The following is a 15,416-nucleotide window of genomic DNA, read 5'->3' as shown; positions in this document are numbered from 1 at the left end:
AGTCAGTCGGGCTTGTCCTCACGGCTGTTGGGCCGTTCCGACGCCTCAAACCCTAGCGGATCCGACCGGCGATTCCCAACCGGGCCGCCGAGTCCCTATTCGAATTGAATTCCGGCATGCCGAAATCAACCCGTACGGGCGATCGTGCTGTGCTTGAGGGGGTGCCGCTCGAGGCGGCGGAGTGTTGCCGGAGAACCGTTACGGCTCCGTGGCAACCCGGAGAACTGTACGGATCCGGCAAGGGTGTGTCAACCGCCGCCTGTCAAGGCTTTTTTCCCGGCCTCAGTCGAGGTCGCTCAGTCGGCCGCCTGCGTCCGGCTGAGCGTGCTCCACGCGGCGCAGGAGCCTGGTGAGGACCTCGCCCAGCACCGTGCGCTCGGCCGGGGTGAGGTCCTGGAGCAGGTCCTCCTCGAAGACGGTCGCAAGGCGCATCGCCTCCAGCCACTTCTCGCGGCCCTCGGGCGTCAGCTCCACGATCACCCGGACGCGGTTGGTCTCGTCGCGCTCCCGGGTGACCAGGCCCTCGGCGACCATGCGGTCGATGCGGTGGGTCATCGCGGCCGGCGTGAGGCCGAGCCGCTTGGCCAGGTCGCTCGGGCCCATGCGGTACGGGGCACCGGAGAGCACGAGGGCCTTGAGGACCTCCCACTCGGTGGTGCTGATGCCGAGGGCCGAGGTCTGGCGGCCGTACGCCACGTTCATCCGGCGGTTCAGCCGGGACAACGCCGACACGATCTTCTCGACCTGCGGGTCGAGGTCCCGGAACTCGCGCTGGTAGGCGGCGATCTGTTCGTCGAGCGGCGGCTCCGTGACGCCTGGAGTGTCGGCCATGGGCGCAGTATCGCACGGAGTCGCTTTGCCTTGAAGTCCTTCACTGTGTACTCTTTAGCTTCGAACTTTAGCTTTGAAGTCTTCACTCCTAACTAGTGAGAGAGGTGAACGTGACCAGGGCGATGGGCGCAGCGATGCGCCGGATCCACGTGGGCAACGCACTCAGCGCATTCGGGCTCGGTTTCACGGTTCCGTACCTGTACGTCTATGTGGCGCAGGTGCGGGGACTGGGGGCCACGACGGCGGGGCTGGTGCTCGCCGTCTTCGCCGTGGCCGCGCTGATCGTGCTGCCGTTCGCCGGCCGGGCGATCGTGCGGCGCGGCCCGCTGCCGGTCCTGCTCGCCGCCCTGGTCACCGCCGCGCTGGGCGCACTCAGCCTGGGGCTCGCGGGCGACGCCACGGCTGTACTGCTGTCGGCCGCCGCGCTCGGCGCGGGGCAGGCCGTGATGCAGCCCGCGCTGGCGACGATGATCGTGGACTGCTCGACGGCGGACACCCGGGCGCGGGCGTTCGCCATGCAGTTCTTCCTGCAGAACCTGGGGCTGGGCATCGGTGGCCTCATAGGCGGCCACCTCGTCGACACGACGCGGGCGTCCTCCTTCACTCTGCTGTTCGCGATCGAGGCGGCGATGTTCCTGCTGCTGGTCGTCGTGATGTCGACGGTGCGGATGCCGCACGCGCCCCGCATGGAGGAGGCACCGACCGGTGCGGTCAAGGGCAGCTGGAAGCAGTTGCTCGGGAACCGGGCGATGGTGCAGCTGTGCGCGCTCGGCTTCGTGCTGTTCTTCGCGTGCTACGGACAGTTCGAGTCCGGTCTGAGCGCCTACGGCGTCGAGGCAGCCGGGATGTCGACCTCCGTGCTGGGGACGGCGCTGGCCGCGAACACGCTGATGATCGTGGTCGCGCAGTTCGCCGTGCTGAGGCTCGTGGAGCGGCGCCGCCGCTCGCGGGTGATCGCCGGGGTCGGTCTGCTCTGGGCGGTGGCCTGGGTGGCCGCCGGGTACGCGGGGCTCGGGCACGGCAGCCAGGAGATGGCGACGGCCGCCTTCGTGTCGGCGTACGCCCTGTTCGGGCTGGGGGAGGCGATGCTGTCGCCGACGGTCGCCCCGCTGGTGGCCGATCTGGCACCGGAGGGCAGGGCCGGGCAGTACAACTCCGCGTTCGCGCTGGTCAAGCAGCTGGCGTTGGCCGTCGGACCGGCGGTGGGCGGGCCGCTTGCGGCGTCGCTGCCGGCGCCGTACATCGTGACGTTTCTGCTGGTCTCGCTGGGCATCACGGGGCTGGCGCTGCGATTGGGGCAGCGGCTCACGCCACTGCAGGATCGGCCATGGTCGGCGGGGAGCCGGGTGGTTTCGCGCGGCGGCGCTGCTGCGGAGCCGGTGTCTGCGGAGGCGTGAGACACCCGGTGGTACGGGGGCCGACCACGGCACGAGCGGCCCCCACCGGGCCGCGCCCGCCGACTCCCTGTCGGCCCGCGGCGCTCACGGCGCTCCCTGGCCCCTCGGCAGCGCGAACTCGCACCACACCGCCTTTCCGCCCCCCGGTGTTCTCCGCGATCCCCAGTTCGAGGCGATCGTGGCCACGATGGCGATGCCTCTGCCCGACTCGTCGGCCGGTTCTGCTCGGCGTCGGCGCGGAAGGTGGTCGTCGCCGTCGGTGACCTCGATGATCAGGCGGCGGTCGGTGCGCCGGAGGCGGAGCCGCATGGGCGGGGTGCCGTGCTGGAGGGAGTTGGCGACCAGCTCGCTGGCGGCGAGGACGCCGAGGTCGTGCAGATCGGCGGGGAAGCGCCAGCTGGTCAGGACACCGGAGGCGAAGGCACGCGCGCGGGGGGCCGCTTCCACCCCGCCGAGGAGTTCCAGTGCGGCATTGCGGAAGAGGTCGCCCTCGGGGCCCGTACGGGCGGGGTGCTGGAGGACGAGGACGGCCACGTCGTCGTCGTGGTCGGCGGTGACGCCGGCCGAGCGGACCAGGCGGTCGCAGATGACCTGCGGGGTCCCCGTGGCACCGGCGAGGGCGCCTTCGAGCGCGGCGATCCCCTCGTCCAGGTCCTCGTCCCTGCGCTCGACCAGGCCGTCGGTGTAGAGGACGGCGGTGGCGCCGGGGCCGAGCGCGACCGAGCCGGAGGCATGCACCCAGCCGCCGGTGCCGAGCGGCGGGCCGGTGGGTTCGTCGGCGCGCGTCACGGTGCCGTTCTCGTCGCGGACCAGGATGGGCAGGTGCCCGGCGGAGGCGTACACCAGGCGGCCCTCGTTGGGGTCGTGGATGGCGTAGACGCAGGTGGCGATCTGGTTGGCGTCGATCTCGGTGGCGAGGCCGTCGAGGAGTTGCAGCACCTCGTGCGGGGGCAGGTCGAGGCGGGCGTACGCGCGTACGGCCGTTCGGAGCTGGCCCATGACCGCCGCCGCGCGGACGCCTCTGCCCATCACGTCGCCGATCACCAGCGCCGTGCGCCCGCCGCCGAGGGTGATCACGTCGTACCAGTCGCCGCCGACCGCCGCCTCGGTGCCGCCGGGCTGGTAAGTGGCGGCGATGCGCAGGTCGTCCGGCTGTTCCAGTTCCTGCGGGAGCAGGGAGCGCTGGAGGGTGACGGCGGTCTCGCGCTGGCGGCGTTCGCTGGCGCGCAGGCGTTCGGCGGCCTCGGCGTGGTCGGTGACGTCGGTGGCGAAGACGAGTACGGCACCCTCGTCGCCGTCGCGGTCGCGGTCCTCGGTCACGGGAGTGCAGGTGAAGGTGTAGGAGCGGCCGTCCACGGCCTTGCGGGACTTCAGGACGCGGGGCCTGCCACTGCGCAGCACCTGGTCGAGGAGAGGGAGCAGGCCCAGTTCGGCCAGTTCCGGGAGGGCCTCGCGGGCGGGTGCGCCCGGAGGGCGCGCGCCGAAGGCCGACACGTAGGCGTCGTTGACGTAGGCGATGCGGTGCTCGGGGCCGTGGACGAGGGCGACGAGCGCCGGGACGCGGTCGAGGACCTCACGCGCGCCCAGGTCGTCGACGGCGGGTACCGGTACCGCTCCGTCGGTCGGTTGTTCGGCGCGGGCCGCGGGCACGGAGCCTTCCCCCCGCCGGTCCGTGGAAACCGCGGTTTCGGTCCGCGCTGCGGCGCGGCGCTGCGTTCCGGGGAGCCGGGCGCTCCAGCGCGTGAAGTTCACAGTGGGGAAAGCCTCGTGGTTGCTGAGGGCGGGCGGGTGGCCCGTCCAAGGTCGTGGGGCAGTCTGGCAGGGTGCGGGCCGCGGCGACATCCGTCAGACGCCCGAGCGGACCGCGGAGTTCCTGGATTCGGTCAGGACGACCCCTTCGGGTCGTCCGAGGGGCTCTGAGGAGGCTTTCCCCCGGCCGCGAGTTCGAACTCCGCTCGTGGATGTTCGAGTGAGCCGAGCGAGACGATCTCCCGTTTGAAGAGTCCGGCGAGGGTCCACTCGGCGAGCACGCGGGCCTTGCGGTTGACGGTGGGCACCCTGCTGAGGTGGTACATGCGGTGCATGAACCAGGCAGGGTAGCCCTTCAGCCTGCGCCCGTAGACCTGGGCGACACCCTTGTGCAGGCCCAGGGAGGCGACCGAGCCCGCGTATCTGTGCGCGTACGTCTCCAGGGGCTCGCCGCGGAGCGCGTGGACGATGTTGTCGCCGAGGACCCTGGCCTGGCGGACCGCGTGCTGTGCGTTGGGCGGTGTCTCGGTGCCGGGTTCGGCGGCCGTGACGTCGGGTACGGCGGCGGCGTCACCCGCGGCCCAGGCGTGTTCGGCGCCGTCCACGGTGAGTTCGGCGGTGCACCTGAGCTTGCCGCGGTCGGTGAGCGGCAGGTCGGTGGCGGCGAGCAGCGGGTGCGGTTTGACGCCGGCGGTCCACACGACCGTACGGGTCGGGAAGCGCTGGCCGTCGCTGAGGACGACGACGCGGTCGGCACAGGACTCCAGGCGGGTCTCCAGCAGCACCTGGATGTTGCGGCGGCGCAGCTCGGTCACGGTGTAGCGGCCCATCTCCGCGCCGACCTCGGGCAGGATGCGGTCGGAGGCCTCCACGAGGATCCATTTCATGTCCTCGGGCCGGACATTGTGGTAGTAGCGCGCGGTGTAGCGGGCCATGTCCTGCAGTTCGGCGAGCGCCTCGACGCCCGCGTAGCCGCCGCCGACGAACACGAAGGTGAGGGCGGCGTCGCGGATCGCGGGGTCGCGGGTGGAAGAGGCGATGTCCATCTGCTCGATCACGTGGTTGCGCAGTCCGATGGCCTCTTCGACGGTCTTGAAGCCGATGCCGTACTCGGCGAGGCCGGGCACGGGCAGCGTGCGGGAGACCGAGCCGGGGGCGAGCACGAGTTCGTCGTAGCCGATCAACTCGGCGGTTCTGCCCTCGTCCTCGGTGGCGAGGGTGGTGAGGGCGGCGGTGCGCGTGGCGTGGTCGATGGAGGTCACCTCGCCGATGACGATGCGGCACCGGCCAAGGACACGGCGCAGGGGTACGACGACGTGCCGGGGAGAGATCGAACCGGCCGCCGCCTCGGGAAGGAAGGGCTGATACGTCATGTAGGCGTCAGGACTGACGACGGTGACCTCGACACTCCCCCGCTTCAGCTCCCGCTTCAGTCTCCGCTGCAGGCGCAGGGCCGTGTACATCCCGACGTAGCCGCCGCCGACAACGAGAATGCGCGCGCGTTCCTTCACCATCCCATGACGCACCCGGCGCTGTTGTTTGTCCACAGCCCCGGCAACTTGTGTGACCGGGGGCCTGGTGCGCGCGGCGGCCGGGACGGGGGCGGAGCGGGACGAAAGCGGGCAGGTCAGAGGGGCCACAGGTGAGGGACCGAAGGGGCGCAATCGGGAGGTATACGCCCCGTACTCCGATCGGGGGGCGCACTGTGCGGAACCTCCCCCTTCTGAATTGACGCTCCCTCAACTATGTTCGTGTGCAGACGGAGTGTAGGGATGGTGGTCGAACGCGTCCGCGACGGGCGGGTCCCGCATGTTGACCGGCGCCGCAGCCGCGCACTCCGGTTTGATTAGTGGGGAGCGTCTCCGGGGGGAGACGTCATTACCGGGGGAAAAACACATGCATGTTCAGGACACTCATTGGGCATCGGCAGCCGCGGTCGCGTCCGGTGGCGCAGCGGTGAGCGCCACGGCGGGCAACGGGCGCGCGAACGGGGCGCGTACGACGCCGCTCCGGGTGGACGCCCAGCGCAATCTGGAACACGTGCTGCGGGCGGCACGTGAGGTCTTCGGCGAGCTGGGGTACGGCGCGCCGATGGAGGACGTGGCGCGGCGCGCGCGGGTCGGTGTCGGCACGGTGTACCGGCGGTTCCCGAGCAAGGACGTGCTGGTGCGGCGGATAGCCGAGGAGGAGACCGCGCGGCTGACCGAGCAGGCGCGGGCCGCGCTCGGGCAGGAGGACGAGCCGTGGTCGGCGCTGTCGCGGTTCCTGCGGACGTCGGTGGCGTCGGGGGCGGGGCGACTGCTGCCGCCGCAGGTGCTGCGGGTCGGGGTCGTGGAGGAGAGCGCGGCGCAGGGCTCCGCCGAGGCGGCTCGGGTGCCGCTGCAGCGGTCGCAGCCGGCGGCGGGAGAGCTGCGGCTGGTGCCGGAGCCTTCGGCAACGGACGAGGAGTACGACACGGGGGCGGCTGCGCTGCTCGACGTGGTGGGGCAGTTGGTGGACCGGGCGCGTGCGGCGGGTGAACTGCGGCCGGACGTCTCCGTCTCCGACGTGCTGCTGGTGATCGCGACGGCGGCGCCGTCCCTGCCGGATGCGGCGCAGCAGGCCGCGGCGTCGGCACGGCTGCTGGACATCCTGCTGGACGGCCTGCGCTCGCGCCCGGCGTAGCCCCACGGGGGCGTGCCTGGGGCGCCGTCTCGGCCACGCCTTCCGCGGCGACGGGTTTCGCACCCGCCCCGCCCGTGCAGCTTCCACGGTCGGGTGCGGGTGGCCCCTGTGCGGGCGTGCGGGGTGCGGGTTCCGGCCGGTCCGGATGGATTCCGCGAGCGCCTTTTCGCCCTGGGCGTTCCCTGCCGGCGGATCTCGTCGGTGAGCCGTGGCCGTGGCGTCTCGCGGTTCGTTCTGCCGGGTGAGGAAGGGGCCCGGTGGTGACAAGTCCGCTCGTATGAGTGGCTGAGGTGGATCGGGTCCTTGAACGCAGGCCCCTGTGGCACGCTGAGCCCGTGAAGGGTTGGGCAGGGCCGGTGTCGGGGGCTTTCCGCGATGGGCGTTGACGGGTGGGACGAGTCGCGCGGTGACGGTGACGCGGAGGCCGATGAGCCGGCCTCGCCGCAGGTGCCGGGTCAGGGCAACCGCGCCGATGTGCCCGCCCCGGCCGAACCGGGTGACCGGACTGTGCCCGCCCAGCGGGACGGCAGCGTGCTTCCGCCGCCCCGGGAGATGCCGCCCGCCGACGGTGAGCTGATCGAGCGGATGCGCGCCGGTGACGACTCCGCGTACGAGGAGCTGTACCGGCGGCACGCGGACGCCGTCCGGCGCTACGCGCGCACCTGCTGCCGGGACGGGCACACCGCCGATGACCTCACCGCCGAGGTGTTCGCCCGGATGTTGCAGGCCGTGCGCGGCGGCTCCGGGCCCGAGCACGCCGTGCGCGCCTATCTGCTGACCTCCGTGCGACGGGTCGCCGCGCACTGGATCAGGTCCGCCCGGCGTGAGCAACTCGTCGACGACTTCGCCGTCTTCGCCCAGCAGGCCTGGCGTGCGTCCGAGGCGTCCGACGACGGCACACCGGACCGGGGTGCCGATGTGCTCGCCCTGCACGAGGCCGAGCGGTCCATGGCCATGCAGGCCTTCCGTTCGCTGCCCGAGCGCTGGCAGGCCGTGCTGTGGCACACCGAGGTCGAGGACGAGTCGCCGAGCGAGGTGGGCGTCCTGTTCGGGCTGGACGCCAACGGCACCCGGGTCCTGGCCAGCCGGGCCCGTGAGGGACTGAAGCAGGCTTACCTCCAGGCCCACGTCAGCGCCGCCCTCGCCGACGACGAGGAGTGCGCCCGCTACGCCGACCGGCTCGGCACCTACGCCCGCCGCAAGCTGCGCATCCGCGCCGAGCGGGGCCTGCGCAAGCATCTGGAGGAGTGCGCCAGGTGCCGGCTTGCCGCCGCGCAGCTCGAAGAGGTCGCGAGCGGCATCCCCGGTGTGGTCCCGGTCGCGGTCGTCGGCTGGTTCGGGGCCGCCGGGTACGCCAAGGCGCTCGGCATCGTCGCCGGCAGCGCGGGGGCCGGGGTCGCGGGTGCAACCGCTGCGGCGACCGGCACGAGCGGCGGGGCGGGCGCGGGGGGCGGGGCCGCCGCCTCGGTGGGCCTCGGCGCGCCCGTGAAGGCGGGTATCGCGGCCGGGGTGGTGGCGGTGGCCGCCGCCGCGCTCGCCATGGCCCTGGTGAACGACAGCCGCCCGGCGAAGGTGGTGGCCGAGCCGTCGCCGCCCCCGTCGGCCGTGCGGTCCGCGCCGTCCACGCCCGCACCGGCCCCGCCGAAGCCGAAGCCCGCGCCGCCGAAACCGGTGGTGTTCGCGCCCACGCCGAAACCCACTCCGCCCCCGAAGGCCACGCCCGAGCCGGCTCCCGATCCGAGGCCCAGGCCCACCCCCACGCCGACCCCGACCCCGACCTCCACGCCGAAGCCGACCTCCACGCCGAAGCCGGCCCCGACGCCCGCTGCCCCGCCGGCTCCCACCGAGTACGAGTGGAGCGACCTGCGCTACGACGTCAACGGTGACGGCACCCGGCCCGAGATGCGGATGGGCGAGAGCAGCTGGGTGTGGCAGCGCCACGGCATGTCCGTCGACGGGAGGCAGTACGCGCGCGGGGTGACCGTCCGCGGCGAGTCCTCCGTCACCGTCGATCTCAACCGGCAGTGCACCGCCTACGACGCGATGGCCGGCGTGGACGACATGACTGCCGGGCTCGGCAAGGTGGTGTTCTCCGTCTACGCCGATGGAGTCCTGCTGTGGCAGTCCGGCATGGTCAAGGGCCGGGACCAGGCCGTCCCCGTCCATGTGGACCTGACCGGGCACAAGACCGTACGGCTCGTCGTCGAACCGCACAGCAACGCCGTCGACCGGGCCGCGTTCGCGGACTGGGCGGACGCGAAGTTCGTCTGCCGGTAGCCACGTCCGGCCGGATCAGCGGCAGGCGGGCGGGCTCGGGCAGGCTCAGCAGCGGTCCGCGGTCGCTGCCGCGCTCGTCGCCGCCGTCGCCGCCGTCAGCTCCCGGAGTACGGCGTCCACATCAAAGGACGCGCCGTGGGCACACTCGGCCGCGTGCCGTTCCGGGGTCAGCGCCGCGCGGGCGCCGGCGTCCACCTGGGCGGCACGGGTGCGCTCCGGCTCGGGACGCGGACGGCCGCCGCGCCAGTGGTCGGCGGCGGCGAAGAGCCGGACCGCGCGCGGCAGATCGCCGAGCCGGGCCAGGAGGTCCGCCGCGATGTCCACCAGCCACGCGGTGACCGACTCCGCGCACCGCCGCTCCACCGCCTCCCGCAGCGCCTCGGCCACGATCGGCAGCCCGCGCGCGGGACCCGACTCGCCCGCCGCGACGAGCGCCTCGATCCCCCGCAGGGACGCCGTGAACTGTGGCGGCAGGTTGCCTCCTCGCGCTGCCGCCCGGGTCTGCTCGTACAGCTCGCGGGCACGGACCGGATCGCCCTTCTCGTGGGCGATGTGCGTCCGCACCAGCAGCACGAAGGCCCGCGCCTCCGCCAGCCCGTACCGGTCGGCCGCCGCTCCCGCCTCGTCCAGGGTGGCCAGCGCCGACGCCGCGTCGCCGGAGCGGTAGGCGATCTCGGCGAGCCGCGTCTTCAGGAACGGCGTCTCGGCGTAGGAGCCCACCTCGTAGGCGAGCCGCAGCGCCTCCTCGTACTCGTCACGGGCCTCCTCGAACCGGCCGCGGGCCATGGCCGCCTCGCCCGCCGCGCTGCACACCTGCGCCCGCATCCAGCGGTCCCCGACGCGTCGGCTGAGCGTGCGCAGCTCGGCCAGGCCCTCGTCCACGCCCCGCAGGTTGCCCGGTGAGTCGACGACGACGTGGGTGCGGTACATCAGGGCGACGCCGATCTCCCAGTCCCCTCCGTACGCCCGGCAGTTGGCGACCGTTGCGGCCGTGTCGGGCACCACGTCCGCCGAACCGCCCAGATAGTAGGAGGTCAGCGGCCAGACGATGCCCGGCAGCCGGGCGGACCGCGGACCGCCGTGCTCGTAGGCGGCCCGCACGCGCGCGATGTACGCCGGGGCCCGCTCGTCGCCCGAGAGATGGTCCACGCTCGACTCGGCCGTCAGGAACAGGTCGAACATCCGCAGGTCCATGCGCCGGTCGCGCAGCGGATGCCCGGACTCGCCGTCGGGCGAGGCGTCGGACGAGGCGTCGGGCGAGGCGTCGGGCGAGGCGTCGGGCGAGGCGTCGGGCGAGGCGTCGGGCGAGGCGAGCAGGGCTGCCACCGGGTCGGCCGACGCCACCAGCGCCATCAGCTCGCTCTCGGGCGCTCCCGCGGGCAGCACGTCCAGGGCGATGCCCAGCCGCAGCACCAGCCGCACCCAGGCCACCGCCTCCTGGCGGTAGTTGCGCAGCCACCAGAACCAGCTGACGGCCAGGACGATCGCGGCGGCCTCCGCCTCGTCGCCGGCGCGGACCGAGCGGTCCAGGGCGGCGCGGATGTTGTCCAGTTCGGTCTCCAGGCGGGCGATCCAGGGCAGTTGCCCCGCGGACCGCAGCTGCGGCTCGGCCTCCTCGACCAGCGCGCGCACCCACGCGCGGTGCCGGCGCTCGGCCGCCACGCGCAGCTCGGGGACCTCGGCCGCGCGCTCGGTGGCGTACTCGTGGATGGTCTCCAGCATCCGGTACCGCATGCCGCCGGAGCCCTCCGTGCCGTACGTGCCGTCCGGGGCGGCGACGACGAGGGACTTGTCGACCAGGGCACCGATCAGGTCCGCCGCCGGGCCGGTGCACACGGCCTCGGCCGCCGCCAGGTCCCAGCCGCCGGCGAACACCGACACCTCGCGCAGCACCGTCCGCTCCCGCTCGTCCAGCAGCTCCCAGGACCAGTCGACCACCGCGCGCAGGGTCTGCTGGCGGGGCAGGACCGTGCGGCTTCCGGAGGTGAGCAGGCGGAAGCGGTCGTCGAGCCGGTCGGCGATCTGCCGCGGGGTCAGCAGCCTGAGCCGGGCCGCGGCCAGTTCGATGGCGAGCGGCAGGCCGTCCAGGCGGCGGCAGATCTCGGCGACGGCCTCGGTGTCGCGGAGCACGCTGTCGGCGTCGGGACGGACGGCCTTCGCGCGCTCCGCGAAGAGACGGTGCGCCTGCTCGGGGACGAGGGGCTCGACCGGACGCACCGACTCACCGGGGACGCCCAGGGGCTCACGGCTGGTGGCGAGGATGGTGAGCCCGGGGCAGTGGGTGAGGAGGGTCTCGGCGAGGTCGGCTGCCGCGCCGATGACGTGTTCGCAGTTGTCGAGGATCAGGAGCCGGCTGCGCTGGGCGCAGTGCTCTATCAGCATGGCCGTGGGGTCGGTCTGCGGCATCGCCAGGTCGTTGGTCAGCAGCACGGTCTCGCGCAGACCGAGCGCACTGACCACCGCGCCGGGCACCGCCTCCGGCCGGTCGAGCGGGGCCAGCTCGACCAGCCATGCCTGCGGGAGCCCGGCGGCGGCCTCCTCGGCGAGGCGGGTCTTCCCCGAGCCGCCCGGTCCGGTGAGCGTGACCAGGCGGGCCCTGTGCAAGTCGGAACGAATGGCCTCGAGTTCTGGTTCCCGGCCGACGAACGACGTCAGGCGGGGGCGGAGATTGCCGGTGCGCTCGGGCGGCTGGGCGAGCGGGTTCCTGGGCGCGGCGGCAGACGGCCCCTGCTGGAGGTCCGCGCCGTCCTGCCTCAGCAGCGCCGTGTGCAGGGCCTGGAGTTCCGGGCCCGGGTCGGTGCCGAAGGTGTCGGCGAGGACGCGGCGGGCCGACTCGTACGCGGCGAGGGCGTCGGCGGAGCGGCCGGTGTCGCGCAGGGCACGGATGAGGAGGGCGTGCAGGGCTTCGTCGCAGGGGCGGGCCGCCGTCAGCTCGGTCAGTTCCGCTACGACGTCCCCGGCGCGGCCCAGTTCGAGGGCGGCGGCGGCACGGGCGCGGACCGCCTCCAGGCGCAGGGCCTCCGGGCGGGTCGCCGCGGTGCGGTCGGGCAGGTCGGCGAGGGCGGGACCGCCGTGCCAGAGGGCGAGGGCCTCGGTGAGGGTGCGGTGCGCGGTGGCCGGGTCGCCTGCGGTGAGGGCCTGGGTGCCGGTGCGGGTGAGGCGCTCGAAGACGTGCAGGTCCACGTCGTCCTCGGTGGCTTCCAGGCGGTAGCCGCCGGGGGCGGAGGTGATGGCGTCGCGGCCGAGGGCGCGGCGGAGGCGGCCGACGAGGGCCTGGAGCGCGGCGGGGGCGTCCTGGGGCGGGTCGTCCACCCAGACCTCGTCGATGAGGGTTTCGGGGGTGGTGGTGCGGGCGGGGCGCAGCGCGAGGGCGGTCAGGAGCGTGCGGAGCCGTTGGCCGCCTATGGGTATGGGGGTGCCCTGGTCGTTGGTCGCCTGGGTCACACCGAGGATTCTGTACCGCACCTGGTCATTGTTACGGGGGTTGGGCGGACGGGCGACGGGGTTTACCCGTGCGGGATGTGCGGGATGTCGGGGATGCGCGCGATGCACGGGGTGTGCGGGGTGTGCGGGCCGGCTGGGGCCGGGCCCGGGGAGGCTGCACTCGCGCGCGCCGGACCGGTGCCGCCGCCCTTGCTGCACGGCTGCCCGCAGTCGCGGCCGCTGCACGGCCTGCGGAACCGCCCCCAGGAACGGTGCAGTGCCCTGCGTCTCTCAGGCGCCCGAGGCCAGGGCTCCCCTCCTCGGCTGGATCCCGGAGGGCACCGCGCGGGCGCGTGCCGGTGTTCCCGTCCAGCAGGTGCCGCGGCGGGCGAGGAGGCGGTTGAGCCAGAGTTCGAGCGAGACCAGGTCGGCCAGACCGTCCAGGGGGAGGGGATCGCCGGACGCTGCCGCGCGGAGGGCCTTGCGCACCACGCGGGCCTCGACCAGGCCGGCCTCCGCCAGGAGGGGCGTGGCGAACAGGTCCATCAGCGGGTCCGCGGCCAGGCGCAGCCCCGCGCGTGTGGCCGCGGCCGAGGATGCGTGGGAGGGGGCGCCCCAGCCGGGCGGAAGGCCGGTGACGCCGGCGCCCTCCAGGACCGTACGCAGGACGGCGGAGCGGGCACCGGGCCGGACGCGCAAGGCCTCCGGGAGGGCGCGGCAGGCGCGGACGACCTGGTTGTCGAGGAAGGGCGCGTGCAGGCGCTGGGAGCGGATCTCGGTGGCCTGTTCCAGGACGCGCCAGTCGGCGGCGTACCGGGCGAGCGCGGCACGCGCGCGGTAGTCGCCGGGCCGTTGGCCGGGGCCTGCCGCGGAGCGGTCCGCCGCGCTCTGCAGCAGAACCGATACTTCAGCCAGCGCCTCGCCTGTCAGCCAGCGCGCCGCCGGCCCGGGTCCGGCCCAGGTCAGCGCGGCGAGGGAGGCACCGACCGCACCCTTGGGCTCCTCGAAGCGGCGCCGCATCAGCCGTTCGGCCAGCACTTCCAGGCCGGACCGGTAGGGGGTGCGGGCCAGTCTGCGGGCCGCGCCGTACACGCGCGCGGGGACCATCACCGAGCCGTCGGCCCGCGCGAGCGCGGCGACCGGGCGGACCAGGTGACGCCGTTTGCGGTCCATCAGGAGGTCGGCGAGGCGCGCGGGGTGGGCGTCGAGGACCTGGCGGGCGCCGTGCCCGGTGAAGTGGTCGGCGCTGCCCGCGGCGAGCCGTGCCCGGTGTCGCGCGGCGGACACGAGCGAGGGGCCGGGCTCGTCGGTGAGCGGGATGTCCAGGTCGGCGTAGGGCAGCACCTCCTCGCCGCCGGTCACCACCACGTGGTGCAGGCGCGGGTTGGCCGCGAGCGTTCCGGCGCGTTCCACCTCGGCCTCCCGGCCGCCGACGGCGAGGTCGTTGAAGGTGACGGCGAGCAGCCGTTCGCCCGCGCCCGTGCCGTGGCCGAGCAGCGTGCCGGGCCTGCCGGGCAGCCCGGCGGCCAGCAGGGCGAGCGTGCCGGAGGCAGGGCCGCCGGACAGGTCGGCGCCGATCCCGGGCACCGGCATGCCGCGCGCGGCGCGCCGCTCGGCGGGGCCCATGCCGGGTACCGGCCCGGGGTCGAGGTCGGGCACGTGCCGGGGTGCCGACAGCCGGGTCCGGACGGCCTCCACCAGGGCGTCCCGTACGGCGTCCACGGCGTGGTGCGGATCGGCGGGGGCCGCGGCCACCGCGAGGGAGGCGACCGGCTCGTAGCCGGTGATCTCGCGCGCCCCAGCGCGCAGGACCAGCGCGTGCCCCGGCGGGATGCGCCGTACCCCCTCGTAGGGGGTGGTGTCGCGCAGGGCCGCCGGTACGTCAGGAGCGGCGAGCAGGGCCGCCAGGTGGCCGAAGTCGAGGTTGGCCTCGGTGAGGTCGGCGAGGGGCAGCGCGGCCGTGGCGTAGGCCGTGCCGCCGGCCCACGGGGTGCAGAACACCGGGCGGGCGCCCGCGAGATCGCCGCAGACGGTGATGCGGCGGCCGACCTGGACGACGGCCGTGTAGCTGCCGGGCCAGGTCGTCAGGTGCCGAAGCGCGCCCCCGCGCGCGGTGAACAGGCCGCGGCGCAGTTCTTCGTCGGAGGCGCCGCAGATGCCGAGGACGGCGATCCGGTTCTCCGCGTCGGCCTTCACCACGCGCACCTCGTCCGGACGCCAGTCGCCGACGGCCCACAGCGGATCGGGGTCGCCCCAAAGGAGTTGGGAGCCGACAGGGTGCAGGCTCTCGCCGTCGTACCCGTTGACACCCGCGTACCCGTCGGTGTCCGCGTATCCGTGGGCACCCGCGGCGGTGCTGCTCCAACCCACCAACCACCGCATCGACGCCTCCACGGACTGTGGACAACCAGTGCACCGTACGAACCGGTCCCCATGCTGCCATGAAGAACGCGCCATGGAGGGGCGGTGACACCGCCTTCGATCGAGGGAAGTCGGGGCGAAGTCGGGGGAAATCAGGAGCGAATCCCGAGGGACGTCGCCGGAGCGTCCGCCGTCGGCCGCATGGGCCGGAGCGACCCGGCAGCCGGGCGGACGACAGCGGGGGCGATGCGAATGCGCCCCGATACGCTCCCCCAAACCGCCCTTCGCGCCCTCAAGTTCCGTGGTGAGAGCGCTCGTCACACCCGACAGACCGGGGTCTGCTTTCGGCCAAATCAGCTGAGGGCGGCGGACTTTGCGCACGCTCCGTACAGGGCTGCGGAGCGCGCGGCGATGCCGGACGCGCACAGTCCGGGAGGCGGGCAGCGCCTCCCGGACCGGTCCGCCACCCGCGGGGATGAAGGTGGCGGTGTCCCCCAGCCCGCTGGATCCAGTACAGCGGGCCGACCCACGCACCGCCATGGAACCGCTCTCCAGATGGCCGGAGAAGAGCGCACGGACAGGCGCACGGCCACACGCCCCGGGGCACACCGCGAGGGGCCGTGCACGGTGCGTACAGGACCGTACTTCCGTACGGACCACAATCCCGCCATCCGGAACAATGCCCCTTAACGCTTGGGATGCGGCGAACTACGC

8 protein-coding genes are annotated in these 15,416 nt (G+C 73.8%); 3 read left to right on the top strand and 5 right to left on the bottom strand.

All coding sequences use genetic code 11. The annotated features are described in order from the left end of the window. Positions 1-282: 282 nt before the first annotated feature. Entirely contained in the window at positions 283-831 is a 549-nt protein-coding gene (locus tag K7G59_RS11630; protein WP_225833074.1) for a MarR family winged helix-turn-helix transcriptional regulator, read from the bottom strand. Positions 832-965: 134 nt separating this feature from the next. Between K7G59_RS11630 and K7G59_RS11625 the strand changes: the two genes are divergently transcribed. After that, complete coding sequence (locus tag K7G59_RS11625) at positions 966-2,228, top strand: MFS transporter (protein WP_225833120.1); 1,263 nt, start codon at positions 966-968, stop codon at positions 2,226-2,228. Between the two features lie 84 nt (positions 2,229-2,312). Here the strand turns inward: K7G59_RS11625 and K7G59_RS11620 are convergent, their stop codons facing one another. Together K7G59_RS11620 and K7G59_RS11615 are read right to left on the bottom strand one after the other, a co-directional pair. Continuing rightward, positions 2,313-3,980 carry a SpoIIE family protein phosphatase gene (locus K7G59_RS11620; protein ID WP_225833072.1) on the bottom strand — a complete coding sequence of 556 codons (1,668 nt, stop codon included), beginning with the start codon at positions 3,978-3,980 and terminating at the stop codon, positions 2,313-2,315. Between the two features lie 131 nt (positions 3,981-4,111). Continuing rightward, positions 4,112-5,491 carry an NAD(P)/FAD-dependent oxidoreductase gene (locus K7G59_RS11615; RefSeq protein WP_225833070.1) on the bottom strand — a complete coding sequence of 460 codons (1,380 nt, stop codon included), beginning with the start codon at positions 5,489-5,491 and terminating at the stop codon, positions 4,112-4,114. 382 nt (positions 5,492-5,873) lie between these two features. Here K7G59_RS11615 and K7G59_RS11610 point away from each other — a divergent pair, with 382 nt between their 5' ends. Next, a complete protein-coding gene (locus K7G59_RS11610) occupies positions 5,874-6,641 on the top strand; it encodes a TetR/AcrR family transcriptional regulator (RefSeq protein ID WP_225833068.1) in 768 nt (255 codons plus the stop codon). 375 nt (positions 6,642-7,016) lie between these two features. Then, positions 7,017-8,918, top strand: a complete 1,902-nt coding sequence (locus K7G59_RS11605) for a sigma-70 family RNA polymerase sigma factor (protein ID WP_225833066.1) — start codon at positions 7,017-7,019, stop codon at positions 8,916-8,918. 45 nt (positions 8,919-8,963) lie between these two features. Here K7G59_RS11605 and K7G59_RS11600 read toward each other — a convergent pair whose 3' ends face one another. Beyond that, positions 8,964-12,383, bottom strand: coding sequence for a BTAD domain-containing putative transcriptional regulator (locus K7G59_RS11600; protein WP_225833064.1), 3,420 nt, complete (start codon positions 12,381-12,383; stop codon positions 8,964-8,966). A gap of 249 nt (positions 12,384-12,632) precedes the next feature. Then, positions 12,633-14,723, bottom strand: coding sequence for an asparagine synthase-related protein (locus tag K7G59_RS11595; protein WP_225833062.1), 2,091 nt, complete (start codon positions 14,721-14,723; stop codon positions 12,633-12,635). Positions 14,724-15,416: the final 693 nt, after the last annotated feature.

This window comes from Streptomyces sp. NK08204, from assembly GCF_020400585.1.
GTDB lineage: Bacteria > Actinomycetota > Actinomycetes > Streptomycetales > Streptomycetaceae > Streptomyces.
This window is presented reverse-complemented; position numbering and strand designations above follow the sequence as displayed.